This window comes from Hirschia litorea (assembly GCF_042665075.1).
GTDB classification, from domain to species: Bacteria; Pseudomonadota; Alphaproteobacteria; order Caulobacterales; family Hyphomonadaceae; genus Hirschia; species Hirschia litorea.
This window is the reverse complement of record NZ_JBHTBR010000002.1, coordinates 55,913-73,071: the sequence shown is the minus strand read 5'-3', so window position 1 is coordinate 73,071 and position 17,159 is coordinate 55,913. Positions and strand designations below refer to the sequence as shown.

At 47.0% G+C, this 17,159-nt stretch carries 13 protein-coding genes; 4 read left to right on the top strand and 9 right to left on the bottom strand.

What is annotated here, in order from left to right:
• Nucleotides 1-349: 349 nt before the first annotated feature.
• The 8 genes from rpoC to secE form a co-directional block, all read right to left on the bottom strand.
• Nucleotides 350-4,543: a DNA-directed RNA polymerase subunit beta' gene (rpoC, locus tag ACFQS8_RS00370; protein ID WP_382164633.1), complete on the bottom strand. Its 4,194-nt coding sequence runs from the start codon at nt 4,541-4,543 to the stop codon at nt 350-352.
• Between the two features lie 95 nt (nt 4,544-4,638).
• On the bottom strand, nt 4,639-8,739 hold the full coding sequence (gene rpoB, locus ACFQS8_RS00365; protein ID WP_382164631.1) for a DNA-directed RNA polymerase subunit beta: 4,101 nt from the start codon (nt 8,737-8,739) through the stop codon (nt 4,639-4,641).
• A 171-nt stretch (nt 8,740-8,910) separates the two neighbouring features.
• Nucleotides 8,911-9,288, bottom strand: a complete 378-nt coding sequence (rplL, locus tag ACFQS8_RS00360; protein ID WP_382164629.1) for a 50S ribosomal protein L7/L12 — start codon at nt 9,286-9,288, stop codon at nt 8,911-8,913.
• A 63-nt stretch (nt 9,289-9,351) separates the two neighbouring features.
• Nucleotides 9,352-9,867, bottom strand: coding sequence for a 50S ribosomal protein L10 (gene rplJ / locus ACFQS8_RS00355; protein ID WP_382166563.1), 516 nt, complete (start codon nt 9,865-9,867; stop codon nt 9,352-9,354).
• 333 nt (nt 9,868-10,200) lie between these two features.
• Nucleotides 10,201-10,905 (bottom strand): 50S ribosomal protein L1, encoded by a 705-nt coding sequence (gene rplA / locus ACFQS8_RS00350; protein WP_382164628.1) that lies wholly within the window; start codon nt 10,903-10,905, stop codon nt 10,201-10,203.
• A 4-nt stretch (nt 10,906-10,909) separates the two neighbouring features.
• Entirely contained in the window at nt 10,910-11,338 is a 429-nt protein-coding gene (gene rplK, locus ACFQS8_RS00345) for a 50S ribosomal protein L11 (RefSeq protein ID WP_382164626.1), read from the bottom strand.
• 134 nt (nt 11,339-11,472) lie between these two features.
• Entirely contained in the window at nt 11,473-12,015 is a 543-nt protein-coding gene (gene nusG, locus ACFQS8_RS00340; RefSeq protein ID WP_382164624.1) for a transcription termination/antitermination protein NusG, read from the bottom strand.
• 6 nt (nt 12,016-12,021) lie between these two features.
• Nucleotides 12,022-12,225, bottom strand: a complete 204-nt coding sequence (secE, locus tag ACFQS8_RS00335; protein ID WP_382164623.1) for a preprotein translocase subunit SecE — start codon at nt 12,223-12,225, stop codon at nt 12,022-12,024.
• 331 nt (nt 12,226-12,556) lie between these two features.
• Between secE and ACFQS8_RS00330 the strand changes: the two genes are divergently transcribed.
• From ACFQS8_RS00330 to ACFQS8_RS00315, 4 genes are read left to right on the top strand one after another with little or no spacing between them, the layout of a single operon-like run.
• On the top strand, nt 12,557-13,993 hold the full coding sequence (locus ACFQS8_RS00330) for a circularly permuted type 2 ATP-grasp protein (protein ID WP_382164621.1): 1,437 nt from the start codon (nt 12,557-12,559) through the stop codon (nt 13,991-13,993).
• Between the two features lie 3 nt (nt 13,994-13,996).
• Nucleotides 13,997-14,950, top strand: coding sequence for an alpha-E domain-containing protein (locus tag ACFQS8_RS00325; protein ID WP_382164619.1), 954 nt, complete (start codon nt 13,997-13,999; stop codon nt 14,948-14,950).
• Nucleotides 14,951-14,965: 15 nt separating this feature from the next.
• Nucleotides 14,966-15,763, top strand: coding sequence for a transglutaminase family protein (locus ACFQS8_RS00320; protein WP_382164617.1), 798 nt, complete (start codon nt 14,966-14,968; stop codon nt 15,761-15,763).
• A gap of 42 nt (nt 15,764-15,805) precedes the next feature.
• The gene (locus tag ACFQS8_RS00315; protein ID WP_382164615.1) at nt 15,806-16,537 is read left to right on the top strand and encodes a proteasome-type protease; all 732 of its coding nucleotides are present in this window, start codon (nt 15,806-15,808) and stop codon (nt 16,535-16,537) included.
• A gap of 12 nt (nt 16,538-16,549) precedes the next feature.
• On the opposite strand, the gene ACFQS8_RS00310 is transcribed toward ACFQS8_RS00315, so the two are convergent.
• On the bottom strand, nt 16,550-17,155 hold the full coding sequence (locus tag ACFQS8_RS00310) for a DUF6151 family protein (RefSeq protein WP_382164613.1): 606 nt from the start codon (nt 17,153-17,155) through the stop codon (nt 16,550-16,552).
• Between the last annotated feature and the right edge of the window lie 4 nt (nt 17,156-17,159).

Sequence of the window (17,159 nt, the reverse complement as noted above, 5' to 3'; positions counted from 1 at the left end):
AAGAATATGCCTTTTTCCTTCGCAATATTTAACCGATCAATTCACAATCGAATCTACTGGAAAAATCTTCCGGAATAAGAAGAAAATAACATAACCAATTCCAAAATTAAACACGGACATCTTCCTCAAGATCCGAGCGGTAGGCTTTATATACTGATATAGGTCACAGTCACACCACAACATGACCGTACAAGGTACAGCTCAGCACCTGCCCCACACGACTCCGAGGCCACGTCATAGGCGGCTAGATAACAGCAGACTAACTCTCCTCTTACTGTTTGGTGGCGCAGACAAAAAAAGGGCAGCTCCTACGGAACTGCCCTCCTAAATTTAAAAGCTATAAAGCTTATTACTCTTCAGCCGGAGCTTCCGGAGCTGGAAGTGCTTCGACAGCTGCATTAACTTTGCGTTGCTCACGCAATTTAATATCACGATCATAAGCAATCTTACGATACTTACGAAGCGCTGCACCAGTACCAGCAGGGATAAGACGCCCGACAATAACGTTCTCTTTAAGGCCCTCAAGAGTATCAATTTTACCCTGTACAGAAGCCTCAGTAAGCACGCGTGTAGTCTCTTGGAACGATGCTGCAGAGATGAACGAACGTGTCTGTAGAGACGCCTTCGTAATCCCTAGAAGGATTGGCGTACCAATCGCCTCACGCTTCTTCGCACGACGCGCAGCAGAGTTTGCATCTTCAAACTCAACCGCATCAATTGTCTCACCTTTCAACAACATTGTTTCACCTGCGTCTGTCACTTCAACTTTTTGAAGCATTTGACGCACGATTACCTCAATGTGTTTATCGTCGATAGGCACACCCTGAAGACGGTAAACTTTCTGGACTTCATCAACCAGATAGTTGGCTAGAGCTTCGACACCCATAATTGCAAGAATATCTTGCGGTGCTGGGTTACCATCCAGAATATATTCACCTTTTTTGATAAGGTCGCCTTCTTGGATAAGAAGGTGCTTACCTTTAGGGATCAAATATTCAACAGGCTCGCGACCTTCTTCAGTTGGTAACAGACGAATACGGCGCTTGTTTTTATAGTCGCGTCCAAACTCTACTGTACCATCCAATTCAGCGATAATCGCGTGATCTTTTGGACGACGTGCTTCAAACAATTCAGCCACACGTGGTAGACCACCCGTGATATCTTTTGTTTTAGCACCACCTGTTTGAAGACGTGCAACCATGTCACCAGGCTTCATCTCATCGCCTTCAGCAACAGATAGAATCGCATCCACTGGCAAGTGGTAACGAGCTTCCGTTCCATTTTCCAGTTTCACAACTTCACCATTGCCGTCAACAAGAACAACAGCAGGCTTCAAGTCTGCAGCAGCTTTTGCACCTGATCGCCAGTCAACAAGCACTTTTGAAGCAATACCTGTGGCTTCATCAGTCTCATCACGTGTTGTCAAACCATCAAGCATGTCCTCATAGCGAACAATACCAGATGCTTCAGAGATAATTGGTGTCGCAAACGGGTCCCAATCAGCAACACGGTCACCACCAGAAACTTTGGCACCTTCACCAAATCTCAAGCGTGTTCCATATGCTGGCTTGAACGTCTGACGTACACGACCATCCTCATCAACGATCTTCACTTCCATTGAACGTCCAACAACCACGAAGGTTTTGTCTTCACGTTCAACAAGTGCAGCATTTTCAAAGGCTAACTTACCGGCAAATGCTGCATCCACAGAACTTTCTGTAGACACCTGAGCCGCTCCACCAATGTGGAAAGTACGCATTGTTAGCTGTGTACCTGGCTCACCAATAGATTGAGCCGCAATAACACCAACTGCTTCACCTTCGTTCACGCGTGTACCACGCGCCAAGTCACGGCCATAACATGATGCACACACGCCATTGCGCGTTTCACAAGTCAGCACTGAACGAACTTTTACCGAAGCAATTCCCAACTCATCAATTGAAGTTGCTAATTCTTCTTCAATATATGTATTAGCAGGTGCTACGATATCGTCTGTTGAAGGGTGCTTAATGTCCTCAGCAGTCGTACGCCCAAGAACGCGATCCCCCAAGGATACAACAACCTCAGCACCATTCATCACAGCTGCAAGCGTAATACCGCGTTCGGTACCACAATCTTGCTCCGTAATAATAGAATCCTGAGCCACATCCACTAGACGACGTGTTAGGTATCCAGAGTTAGCTGTTTTCAGAGCTGTATCCGCAAGTCCCTTACGTGCACCGTGCGTCGAGTTAAAGTATTCAAGAACAGATAGACCTTCCTTGAAGTTAGACACAATCGGTGTCTCAATAATCTCACCCGACGGCTTGGCCATAAGACCACGCATACCCGCAAGTTGCTTCATTTGGTTCTTAGAACCACGCGCACCGGAATGCGCCATCATGAACACAGAGTTTGCTTCGTCTTGACGCCCAGTTACAGGATCAACTTTAGGCTCAGCAGATGCATCCATCATTGCATCAGCAACTTTGTCTGTACACTGAGACCAAACATCAACAACTTTGTTGTATTTCTCACCACGTGTGATCAGACCATCAGCATATTGACGCTCATACTCTGTGACTTGGTCACGTGTATCTTGCACAAGTTTGATCTTCGCTTCTGGGATAACCATGTCATCCTTACCAAACGAAATACCACCACGCGCAGCTTCACGGAAACCAACAGCCATGATTGCGTCACAGAAAAGCACTGTCGCTTTCTGCCCACAAGCACGGTAAACTGTATCAATGATACGACCCACAGCTTTTTTGGTCATCAATTCGTTCACTAGGTCTGGGTTAATCCCTGCGACCTTCGGCAAACACTCAATGATCATCATGCGTCCAGGCGTCGTTTCAATCAGACGTGATACTTTGTTTCCATCAGCATCGAATGAATTGTAACGTGCCTTGATTTTGGTGTGGATTGTAAGCGAACGCTCAGCAAGCGCATGCTCAATCTCAGCCATATCAGCGAACACCATACCTTCACCAGGCTCATTTTCTTTCACGATAGAAAGATAATAAAGCCCCAGAATGATGTCCTGAGATGGTACCACGATCGGCTTACCATTTGCTGGAGACAAGATGTTGTTTGTCGCCATCATCAATACACGAGCCTCCAATTGAGCTTCCAAGCTCAATGGAACGTGCACTGCCATCTGGTCACCATCGAAGTCCGCGTTAAACGCAGCACATGCAAGCGGGTGAAGCTGAATTGCCTTACCTTCAATCAACTTAGGTTCGAACGCTTGGATACCTAGACGGTGAAGCGTTGGCGCACGGTTGAGCATGATTGGGTGTTCGCGGATAACTTCTTCAAGGATATCCCAAACTTCCGGCTTCTCTTTCTCCACCATTTTCTTAGCAGCCTTCACAGTCCCTGTGAGACCTTTGGCTTCTAGGCGAGAATAGATAAACGGCTTGAACAGCTCCAGCGCCATCTTCTTTGGAAGACCACATTGGTGAAGTTTCAATTCAGGACCAACCACGATCACAGAACGACCAGAATAATCCACACGTTTACCGAGCAAGTTTTGACGGAAACGCCCCTGCTTACCCTTCAACATGTCAGACAAGGATTTCAATGGACGTTTGTTTGTTCCTGTAATCACACGTCCACGACGGCCATTGTCAAACAACGCATCCACAGACTCTTGAAGCATACGCTTCTCGTTGCGAATGATAATGTCTGGCGCACGAAGCTCCATTAGACGCTTCAAACGGTTATTACGGTTGATCACACGACGGTAAAGGTCGTTCAAATCAGATGTCGCGAAACGACCACCATCTAGCGGCACCAATGGACGCAATTCTGGTGGAATAACAGGAACAATCGTCATAATCATCCACTCAGGACGGCTGCCCGAATGCATAAAGTTTTCGATGATTTTTAGACGCTTAGCGATTTTCTTAGGCTTAAGTTCACCTGTCGCTTCAGCAAGATCTTCACGAAGTTGATCAGCTACAGCTTCAAGATCCATGTTGATAAGAAGCTCACGAACAGCTTCCGCACCAATCATACCTGTAAAGGAATCTTCACCATACTCATCCTGAGCATCCATATATTCCTCTTCCGTTAGAAGCTGTTTAGGCTCTAGCGGAGTAAGACCTGGCTCAGTTACGATATAGGCTTCAAAATATAGAACGCGCTCAACATCTTTCAACGTCATGTCGAGCATGAGTGAAATACGTGAAGGTAGTGATTTTAGGAACCAGATGTGCGCAACAGGCGCTGCGAGGTCAATATGGCCCATACGCTCACGACGCACACGTGCCAATGTGACTTCAACACCACATTTTTCACATGTTACACCACGGTATTTAATACGCTTATATTTACCACAAAGACATTCATAATCTTTTACTGGTCCAAAAATACGCGCACAGAACAACCCGTCACGTTCAGGCTTGAACGTTCTGTAGTTGATCGTTTCTGGTTTTTTAATCTCGCCCGATGACCAGTCGCGGATTTGCTCCGGACTAGCGATTGAAATTTGAATGGCCTCGAAATTCGGTGCCGGGGCGTTTGGATTGTACAGATTGCTGACTTCCTGACTCATCCTGACGCGATCTCCCTTGAAGGGTGGGCTTGCGGACCGAGTCAACGAACCCGCAAGCATAAAAACATAACGAAATAGTCTCTAGAAGCGTCGAACTACGCTTCTGGATCCTCGGCCTCAAGCAACTCTACATTCAAACCAAGAGAACGCATCTCTTTGATCAAAACATTGAAACTTTCAGGGATACCGGCTTCGAAGCTATCATCACCACGAACGATAGATTCATACACCTTGGCCCGTCCTGCTGTGTCATCCGATTTAACGGTCAACATCTCTTGAAGAGTGTAAGCAGCACCGTAAGCTTCTAGTGCCCAAACCTCCATCTCTCCGAAACGCTGTCCACCGAATTGCGCTTTACCACCTAGCGGCTGCTGAGTCACAAGCGAATAAGGACCAGTTGAACGTGCGTGAATCTTGTCGTCCACCAAGTGGTGAAGTTTCAAGAGATACTTATATCCAACCGTTACCTTACGGGAGAAACGCTCCCCTGTTCGGCCATCATAAACGACAGACTGCCCTGACGTATCAAAGCCGGCACGTGTAAGCATTTCATCAATGTCACTCGCGCTCGCCCCATCAAATACAGGAGTCGCAATCGGAATACCTTTTGTGACGTTTCCAGCCAGCTCAACGAGCTCTCCTTCACCCTCAGGCAGCTCTTCGCCTTCACCATAACAGTGCTGAAGCATGCCTTTAAGCTTAGAAATATCATGATCACGGTGATACTCTTTTAGGGAGTTATCAATCATGCGACCAAGTCCAGAACACGCCCAACCAAGGTGCGTTTCAAGAATTTGCCCAACATTCATACGCGACGGAACACCAAGCGGGTTCAGCACGATATCAACAGGCGTACCATCTTCAAGGTGCGGCATGTCTTCAAGCGGGTTAATGCGAGAAATCACCCCTTTGTTTCCGTGGCGACCAGCCATCTTATCACCCGGTTGAAGCTTACGCTTCACAGCAATAAAGACTTTTACAATCTTCATCACACCAGGAGGCAGATCATCACCGCGTTGCACTTTGTCAACTTTGTCTTCAAAACGCGCTTCGATCAATGAGCGGGAGTTATCCAAAGCAGATTTAATGTTATCGATCTGCGTTTGAATACCTTCGTCTTCAACCGCAATCTTCCACATGTCTGTTTCATAAACTTCATTCAAAGCTTCAGCAGTCACTTCGCCTTTGCTAAAGCCTTTTGGCCCGGCAATAGCTTTTTGACCGATAAGAAGACTGCGGAGACGATCATATGAGTCACGCTCGATAATCGACAACTCGTCATCTTTATCTTTTTGTAGCGCTTCGATTTGTTCACGTTCAATTTGAAGCGCACGTTGGTCTTTATCTACACCGTGACGGTTAAAGACACGCACTTCAACGATCGTTCCAGTGTCACCCGGAGGTACACGAAGCGATGTATCACGTACATCAGAAGCTTTCTCACCGAAGATCGCACGAAGAAGCTTTTCTTCCGGCGTCATTGGGCTCTCACCTTTAGGTGTCACCTTACCGACTAGAATATCACCCGCAACGACTTCTGCCCCTACCGCAATAATACCAGCTTCATCGAGGTTACGAAGTGCTTCCTCACCAACGTTTGGAATATCACGTGTAATTTCTTCAGGACCAAGCTTTGTATCACGGGACGCGATTTCAAACTCTTCAATGTGAATCGAAGTGAAAACATCATCACGCACGATACGCTCTGAAATCAGAATGGAGTCCTCAAAGTTGTAACCAGACCATGGCATGAATGCCACAAGAACGTTACGACCAAGAGCCAAGTCACCCAGATCAGTAGATGGACCATCCGCTATAATATCACCAGCAACAATTTCATCACCAACCTTCACGATTGGGCGCTGGTTAATACAAGAGTTTTGGTTTGAACGTTGGAATTTAGACAAACGATAAATGTCCACACCTGAGCGTGTCGCATCCAGTCCATCCAACGCACGCACAACAATACGTGTCGCATCTACTTGCTCAACCACACCAGAACGCTTTGCCACAATCGCAGCACGAGAATCACGCGCAACGATACGCTCCATCCCTGTTCCGACGAGAGGTGCATCCGTTTTCACAAGCGGAACCGCCTGACGTTGCATGTTGGATCCCATAAGCGCGCGGTTCGCATCATCATTCTCAAGGAATGGGATCATCGCCGCAGCTACAGAAACAACCTGCTTCGGAGACACGTCCATATAGTCGATTTCTTCACGAGCGACCAAAGTTGCCTCACCAGCCACACGTGCATGCACGAATTCATTCGTGTAACGACCGCCTTCACCGATTGACGTGTTCGCCTGCGCAATCTTGAAACGATATTCTTCCATTGCAGACAGGTAATCCACCTGATCCTGAGGAATACCATCTTTCACACGGCGATACGGGCTCTCGATAAAACCATATTTATTAATACGCGCGTGTGTCGCCAAAGAGTTGATCAAACCAATGTTTGGACCCTCTGGTGTCTCAATCGGACATATACGACCATAGTGAGTTGGGTGCACATCGCGCACCTCAAACCCAGCACGCTCACGTGTCAGACCACCAGGCCCTAGCGCTGAAAGACGACGCTTGTGCGTAATCTCTGAAAGCGGGTTGGTTTGGTCCATAAACTGAGACAATTGCGAAGAACCAAAGAAATCACGCACTGAAGCATGAACCGGCTTCGCATTGACCAAGTCATGCGGCATAACTGTATCAATATCTACAGAAGACATACGCTCTTTAATGGCGCGTTCCATGCGGACTAGACCAACACGGTATGCGTTTTCAAGCAACTCACCACACGAACGCACACGACGGTTTCCAAGGTTATCGATATCATCGACCTCCCCTTTACCATCTTTGAGATCCAACACAGTAGACATCACACCAAGGATATCATCCTCACGCAATGTACGCTCAGTGTCCGGAGCTTCTTCTAGAGTAAACCCGAGGCGCATGTTCATTTTCACACGACCAACAGCAGACAAGTCATAGCGCTCTGGGTCGAAGAATAATTGAGTAAACAATGCTTCAGAAGCTTCAAGTGTTGGCGGCTCACCTGGACGCATAACACGGTAAATGTCTGACAAAGCTTCGGTACGGTTTGTCGCTTTATCAGCTTTCAGTGTGTTACGGAGCCAAGGGCCACGCGCAGCTTCACTATCAGTATCAAGGACAGTAATCATGTCCACGCCAGCATCGCGAAGTTCTGCAATATTCTCTTCAGTCAGCTCATCACCAGCTTCGACGAAGATTTCACCTGTTTCCATGTTGACGATATCTTCACCAACAAATTTACCTTCAAGGAAGGTAGATGGTACAAGCACTTCTTCAACACCAGCATCTGCAGCACGTTTAGCTTTAATCGGAGAAATCTTCTTCCCACCATTAAAGACAACCTTGCCGTCAGCTGCATTCAGAATATCAAATTCAACACGAACACTTTTCCAGCTCTCTGGAGAGAAAGAAGTGATCCAGCCAGCTTTATCAATGCGGTAGCCAACTTTTGTATAGAATGTATCAAGAATACGCTCATGATCATAACCAAGCGCTTGAAGCAATGCCGTCGCAGGCAGCTTACGCTTACGGTCAATACGCACGTGCATAATATCTTTAGCGTCGAACTCAAAGTCCAACCAAGACCCACGGTATGGAATAATACGCGCAGCAAATAGCAACTTCCCAGACGCGTGCGTCTTACCTTTATCATGGTCAAAGAACACACCAGGTGAACGGTGCATCTGAGACACGATAACACGCTCAGTACCATTCACGATGAAGGTACCTTTTTCCGTCATCAATGGGATATCACCAAGATAAACATCTTGTTCTTTAATATCTTTAATAGAGCGCGCACCCGTTTCTTCGTCTGTTTCAAAAACAATCAGACGGAGCTTAACCTTCAAGGGAGCCGCGTAGTTTAAGTCGCGCTGCAAACACTCTTGAGTGTCGAATTTCGGCGGCTCAAACTCATAAGATACATATTCAAGGGTCGCACGATCAGAAAAATCCTTGATCGGGAACACAGACCTGAACACTGCATCCAGGCCTTCACCCTGGCGTTCAGAAGAGGATACGTGCATCTGCAGAAAATGCTCGTAAGACGAACGCTGAATTTCGATCAGGTTCGGCATTTCGATGGATTCAGGGATGTTCCCGAAGGACTTCCGAATACGCTTTTTCGCCGTAAACGACAGAGCCATGTTTGGGCCTCTTGTTAAGGGTCAACAACATCGCGCCAATCAAGGGAATGCAGTGACCTCGCCACGTTCGGTGCGCAAAAGCGACGACCCTTCTGGGACGCCGCCTTTAGTGTTTTAAGGCTATTCGGCTACCTTCACGCGGGGTAACCGAATCGCCTGCATTCGTTAAGCTTACTTAAGCTCGACTTCAGCACCAGCTTCTTCAAGCTTTTTCTTGATGTCTTCTGCTTCAGCTTTTTCAACACCTTCTTTAACTGCTTTAGGAGCAGCTTCAACAAGATCTTTAGCTTCTTTCAGACCAAGACCAGCAACGATTTCGCGAACAGCTTTAATTACGTTGATTTTCTTGTCGCCTGCAGATTTCAGAATAACGTCGAATTCTGATTTCTCTTCAGCAGCAGCACCAGCGTCACCGCCAGCAACAGCAGCAACTGCAACAGGAGCAGCAGCTGAAACGCCCCACTTCTCTTCAAGAAGAGTAGCAAGCTCAGCAGCTTCCATAACGGTCAATGAGGATAGTTCCTCAACAATTTTATCTAGGTTGGACATTGGGTTTCTTCCTAATACTTCTGTAGTCTTCAAACTTGAACTGAGTGTTTAGAGATGTAAGCCTTAAGCAGCGTCTTTTTTGGCGTAAGCCGCGATAACGCGCGCCAATTGACCGGCTGGTGCTTGAAGTACGCCAGCAACTTTCGTTGCAGGAGCCTGAAGAACACCAATGATCTTGCCACGAAGCTGATCCAGAGAAGGCATTTTGGCCAGAGCCTCAACCTTAGCTTTATCAAGCACATCACTTCCCATAATACCGCCAACGATAACAAGCTTGTCGTTATCCTTAGAGTATTCTGCAACAACCTTAGCGGCTGACACAGGGTCTGGAGCAAATGCAATAGCAACAGGACCTTTGAACAAGTCTGTTGCCGCATCTCCACCTTGACCATCAAGAGCGATCTTCGCGAGACGATTCTTAATAACTTTCAGACTTGCACCTTCAGCGCCAAGCTTAATGCGCAGGTCTGACATCTCCGCCACAGTCAGTCCGGAATAATGGGTTACGATTACCGCACCCGCTTCACCAAAAATGCCTTTGAGCACTTCTAGCGCTTTAGTTTTTCCAGCTCTATCCATAGCGGCCTCCAATTTAGGCAACCGAACCATCCGGTCGCCCCAGGATAGCACGCGAACAATTATCGAATCGCACCTCAAAGCCTCCGAAGAAGCTAAACCGAGATACAACTAACACTTGTTAGCGTACCCCCGTCCTAGGGCGAAAAGGAAACCCAGCCTCAACACACCGTTACCAGCACATGAAACCTTAATCCGTTACACCCCGTCTCATACGGGCCAAATGATTATGCGAGTAATTCAGAAGAATTACCCCCACCCGCAATCTCGGACGAGAAAGGCGGCAGTACGATGTTTAACCATCGAGCTGCCGCCGAATTGATCTCTTATGCACACTTACGCGTTAGACGCAAGTACTTCTTGAGTATCAACTGCAACACCAGGCCCCATTGTGGAGCTCAGTGTGATTTTTTTAACATATGTACCCTTCGCACCAGATGGGCGTGCTTTTTGAAGCGCACCAATCAAAGCAAGAGTGTTTTCTTCAATAGCTTTCTCATCGAAAGAAGCTTTTCCAACACCGACGTGCACAATACCTGATTTCTCAGCGCGGAACTCAACAGCCCCACCCTTTGAATCTTTAACAGCCTGAGCAACGTTTGGAGTAACCGTACCAACCTTTGGGTTAGGCATAAGACCGCGAGGACCAAGCACTTTACCCAAACGACCAACAATCGCCATCATATCAGGCGTCGCGATAACACGGTCGAAATCCATTTTACCTTCTTGGATTGCTTCCATAAGGTCTTCCGCACCAACGATATCTGCACCTGCTTCACGCGCCTCGTCAGCCTTTGCGTCACGCGCAAACACTGCAACACGCACAGAACGACCCGTACCATTAGGCAAAGACACAACACCACGCACCATTTGGTCTGCGTATTTTGGATCAACACCAAGGTTCACAGCAAGCTCAATTGTCTCATCAAACTTTGCTTTTGCATTTGACTTAACAAGCGCAACAGCGTCAGCAACAGAGTAAAGCTTGCCAGCTTCAACAGCAGCACGTGCAGCTGTAATTCTTTTTCCTACTTTAGCCATGATACTACTCCGTCACCGTCAAACCCATTGCGCGCGCAGAACCGGCAATGATTTTTGTACCTTGATCAAGGTCAGAAGTGTTCAAGTCAGCTAATTTGATCTCAGCAATCTCACGACACTGAGCCATTGTCACATTACCCGCAGACTGACGACCAGGCTCTTTACTTCCTGATTTCAAACCAGCCGCACGCTTCAACAAGAAGCTCGCAGGAGGAGTTTTTGTAATAAATGTGAAAGATTTATCTTGGTAATAACTGATCACGACAGGCAAAGGCATACCCTTTTCCTGATCCTGTGTTTTAGCGTTGAACGCCTTACAGAATTCCATGATATTAATACCGCGTTGACCCAAAGCAGGACCAATTGGCGGTGACGGGTTTGCCGCCCCAGCCGCGATTTGCAGTTTAATCTGCCCTAATAATTTCTTCGCCATAATTTCCCTCTCGAAACGCGAAGCGTGCGCACAAGTGGAAACCTCCTCTCATACGCACTGGGAATAGCGTGGTTCGGCAAAACTATGGACTTACAGCCCGCCTCCCACACCGATTTAAAATCAAGCAAAAAGCCTTACAGCTTTTCAACCTGACCAAACTCAAGGTCTACAGGTGTTTCACGCCCAAAGATAGAGACTGTCACTTTTAAGCGCGCATTCTCTAAATCGACATCCTCAACCTCGCCCGCGAATGTCGCGAACGGACCATCAATAACTTTAACTTTTTCACCAACCTCGTAGATTACGGTTGGAATTTCTGGACGCTCAGCAGCTTCCGTTACCTGACCTAGAATACTGTCAACTTCACTCTGGCGCACAGGCAGAGGACGCTTACCACCATCAGATCCAAGAAAACCTGTTACCTTTGGTGTTTCTTTCACCAAGTGGTAGGCCGCATCTGTCAATTGCATTTTGACCAGCACGTAACCAGGAAAATAACGACGCTCTGTCGTCTTCTTCTTCCCGCGCACTACAGACACAACCTCTTCGGTCGGAACTTCAATTTCTTCGAACAGCTCCTCAAGCCCCTGCATTTCCGCCTGCTCGCGGATTGAGGCTGCAACTTTCTTCTCAAAGTTTGAGTAAGCGTGAACGATATACCATCTGGCTTTGGCCATGGACGATTAGATCCCTGTAATTAGTCCCACGACAAAGGATACCACCATGTCCGTGAGTAAAAAGAAAATTGACGCGAAAACAACCATAATCAATACCATGATTGTGGCTGCGATAGTTTCCTTTCGCGAAGTCCATGTGATTTTACGCGCTTCTGCTCGAACCTGACTAAAAAAAGTAAAAGGGTTCGTGCGCTTCTTGGTCTCAGCCATGAGCTATCCGTGTCTTCCCGAATTTAAGGGATGGGTTAAGCGAGGCGTTGTAGTCGAACACAGGCCTCACGTCCATACCTAACTAAAAAAACTATAAGGTTCAAATTCTAGTTGGCGCACATCGCGCAAAGTTTCAACCCTTTTCCCGCGACCAAAAACCAGAAACATCACCATGTAAGCGACTGTGTTACCTCGAAAAATGCTCAAAAAACAGTCAGAATCACCTCGCATTGATCACGAAACCGCTTTCACCTAAAAAAACATGACCAGATTTTCACAATAATCTCAATTTGCACTAGAGTATCCCTCAAATTCCTGCTGAATAATGGGTATGGAATTTAAAAAGACTGATTCTAATTATTTTGACGAAATGTTTGGCCACGGCGATCAACCGCGCGGGCCATATAAGAAATATTTTGAGTGGTTGATGCGCAAAGACGCGTCTCAACTAAACAAAAAAACTGTCGATGCGGAGACATTCTTTCGTCGCACCGGCATAACATTCAACGTCTACAGTCAAGAAGAAGCAGACGAGCGTCTTATTCCCTTTGATCTGGTTCCTCGCATAATATCCGCAAATGAGTGGTCTCGACTCACCCTCGGGATTGAGCAGCGCGTGCGAGCAATCAATGCATTTCTGCACGATATATATCATCGCCAAGAAATCGTTCGCGCCGGCAAAATTCCCGTAAACATGATTTCCAATAATGTCGCCTTCCTACCGGAGATGATCGGCGTCTCCCCTCCCGGCGGGGTCTACACCCACATTACAGGAACCGACATTGTCCGCACCAATGAAAACGAGTTTTACGTTCTTGAAGATAATGCACGCACACCTTCAGGTGTTTCCTACATGCTGGAAAACCGCGAAACCATGCTGCAAATGTTTCCAGAGCTTTTCTCTCAAATAAAAGTCCATCCCGTATCGGACTATCCACGTGACCTTGCTATGTCGCTCTCAAAGTGCAGACCACCCGCATGCGGCACACGTCCAGTTATCGCAGTCCTCACGCCCGGTATTCACAATTCTGCATATTTTGAACATGCATTCCTCGCAGACCAAATGGGAGCTGAACTCGTTGAAGGCAGCGATTTACGTGTAGAAAACGGGCGCGTCGCTATGCGAACCACACGCGGCTATAAAGCGATAGACGTTATTTACCGCCGTATTGATGATGCTTTCCTGGACCCTTTAAACTTTAACCCAGAATCCCTCTTGGGCGTTCCCGGTATACTCGATGTCTACCGCTCTGGCGGCGTCACAATAGCAAACGCCCCCGGCACAGGGATTGCGGATGACAAAGCAATCTATTCATACATTCCTGAGATTGTTAAATTCTACACTGGCGAAGAGCCTATTCTCAAAAATGTTCCTACGTGGCGGTGTTCAGATCCTGAATCACTTACCTATGTACTTGAAAACCTGTCAAAACTTGTCGTGAAAGAAGTACACGGATCTGGAGGTTATGGCATGTTGATAGGCCCAACATCTTCCAAAAAAGAAATAACTGCATTTGCAGCCAAGCTACGCGAAAAGCCTGACGCCTATATCGCGCAACCCACCCTCTCCCTATCAACAACCCCAATTTTCACCAAAAGCGGACTTGCGCCACGCCATGTCGATCTGCGTCCTTTCGCTTTAATGTCACCCGATAAGGTCAACATCACACCCGGAGGTCTCACACGCGTCGCGATGACCGAAGGCTCGCTTGTGGTAAATTCCAGCCAAGGTGGCGGCACAAAAGATACATGGGTATTAAAGGAATAGAGCATGCTAGGTAAAACCGCTGGCGGCCTCTTCTGGATGTTCCGCTATCTTGAAAGAGCTGAAAACATCGCTCGCCTGTTTGAGACAGGATATAGGATTTCAGTCACACGTTCAGCATCAAGCGTCGATGAATGGTCGCATATTGTTACCGCTGTTGGCAGCACTGAGCAGTATTTAGAGCGCCATAAAAGTTATGACTTCGACCAAGTCGTAGACTTTCTGCTTAGAGATCGTACCCACGGCTCAAGCGTAATGAGCTCAATTGAAGCTGCACGCATGAATGCCCGCCTAGTACGCACAGCACTCACACGCGAAGTCTGGGAAGCGGTAAACGAAGCATGGATGACACTCAAAGCTGTCTTACAACAGCCGGTAAATGAAGCAGATCTCTCAGATGTGCTCGCCACCATCCGCCAACAAACATCCCAAGTACGTGGTGCCCTGCACGGCACGATGTTGCGAAATGATATTTATAACTTCACGCGCATGGGCACATTCATCGAACGTTGTGACAACACAGCGCGTATTCTGGATGTAAAATATTACGTCTTGCTTCCCTCTTTATCTTATGTGGGCTCTTCTCTCGACAATGTACAATGGGAAGCCATTTTGCGCTCAGTATCAGCAGAGCGCGCCTTTCGTTGGGTGCAAGCAAATGAAGATGAAGACGTATCAATGCCCATGTCTATCGTGAAGTTTCTTATCCTCGATAGCCGAATGCCGCGCTCGCTTTGCCATTGCGCAGAAAAGACAATGAGAAACTTAGTCTACCTATCAAATTCTTACGAAACAAATCCCAAAAGCTTAGATCTCTCACGGGAATTACATACATTCACGCGCGAACAAACCATCGACAGCATTTTCGATATTGGTCTGCACGAATTTTTAGAAAGCTTTATCCATAAAGCTGGAGCACTTGGTGCTCAAATCGAAAAAGATTTCCGATTCTATGATTAGTAAAAGGTCATCCCGATGCGCCTAAGCATTTCACATGAAACTCGCTATCAATATGATGCGCCCGTCTCATATGCTTTACAACAATTGCGCCTAACGCCCAAGGCAACGGCTGGGCAGACCATTCTCCAGTGGAAAGTAGATGTAACGGGCGGCTCAGTTCAAAACACCTTCACAGACCACCACAACAATAAAGTCGAACTCATTCGGTTCGACCCCGATATCACAGAAATTATCGTCAAATGCGTTGGTGAAGTGGAAACAGCTGATAATTCAGGCGTAATCGGCTTACACGGTGGATATGCACCGCTTTGGCTATTTAAGCGCACCACCCCACTCACAAAAGCTGGGCCACTCATTGAGAAGTTTGCTAAGTCGATAAAAAAAGACGAAGACAGCATCGCGCTTCTACATACGCTTTGTGACGCCGTACTTACAAAAGTAAAATACGTCTCCGGCTCAACACAATCAACCACGACCGCTGAAGAAGCTATGCAAGCAGGAAATGGTGTTTGCCAAGATCATGCGCATGTCTTTATTAGCGCCGCACGCCTACTGGGCTTTCCTGCGCGCTATGTGTCAGGCTTTTTAATGACCGATAGCGAAGAACATCAAAATGCCGGTCACGCTTGGGCAGAGGCATATGTTGAAAACATTGGCTGGATTGGTTTCGATCCCCCAAACGAGCAATGCCCTGACGCACGCTATATTCGCGTCGCAACTGGACTAGACGCACGCGAAGCGGCTCCTATCTCTGGATTAATTCAAGGCGCAATTGAAGAAAAGCTTGTGGTAAACGTCCAAGTACAACAATAAGGTCTCACGAAAAATTTCGGTTGCGCCTAAGGAGCCAGCTTTATGACATATTGTGTGGGAATGCTCTTAAACAAAGGGCTTGTTTTCATGTCTGATACTCGCACGAATGCGGGCATAGATAATATTTCGACATTCAAAAAAATGTTCACATGGTCTGTGCCTGGTGAACGGGTCATCACTATAATGACAGCAGGCAACCTTGCAACGACACAAGCACTTGTTTCAACTTTGGACGAGCGCTCTAAAGCTCCCGATCAACGCAAGCCATCCCTTCTTGAAGCACCTTCAATGTTTCAAGTTGCGACAATTGTCGGTGAGACACTACGCGAAATCATCAAAAATCAAAAAGATGAGGGCCAACAAGCCTCCTCAACTTTTAACGCCACCATTATTATTGGTGGTCAAATCAATGGATCTGAGCCTCGCCTATTCATGGTTTACCCTGAAGGCAACTTTATCGAAAGCAGTGAAGACACACCATTCTTCCAAGTGGGGGAAACCAAATATGGCAAACCCATCCTTCTGCGCGCATACAATCCTGATATGAGTTTTGAAGAAGCGACAAAATTGCTTCTCGTGTCGTTCGACTCAACAATTAAAGCCAATCTCTCGGTAGACCTGCCACTTGATCTGCAATGCTACGAGAAAAACAGCTTCGAACTCAAATACCAAACACGCATCACAAAAGATAATCCTTACTATCAAAGTGTATCGTCTGGATGGGGCAATGCACTCAAAGCAGCATTTGACGAGCTAGAAGACTTTAACTTTTAAACCACCACCACCTTAGTCTTGATCAACTTTTTGATATATTGCCGCGCTTTCTTCACCTGATAGAACGCGCGGCTTAACAATCGGCTTGCCACTCACGGCATCAAAAAATGGGTTCATCTTATAGGTGCCAGTGACTTTCGCCTTTAGGACCCCTGACAATATTTTAAATATAGTTCTGCGCTGACCTATCCGTTTTATCGGACCATTCTTCGCCCCGCCTGTATTCACATCAAATATCTGCGCACCAATCAATTGATCCCGCGCATCTCCCATTTCTGGCGATTGCACACATGTATGAACCAGCCCCACGAATGCAAACTTCCTATCTTCCAAAGTGTTGGCTATCGCCGTATTGCAGCAGGTGGAATGCCATCTCATCAAGCCCTTCCCAGCCAAGCGCGTACAGCCTATATTTTCCAAGCCATGATGGAAACTTATCAATGCAGGGGAAGTTTGATAAATTTCTGTGCCACCGTGGGAATCCAACACTTTATCTACGTCTGTAAGATACGCCCCAGCCTGACAATCTCTACAATAGCATCTAATGCGATTTACGGTTTTTGAAGACGCTTTTTCAACGCGGCCCGAAACCTTACCACAGGCACATCCAATTTGCATTTCC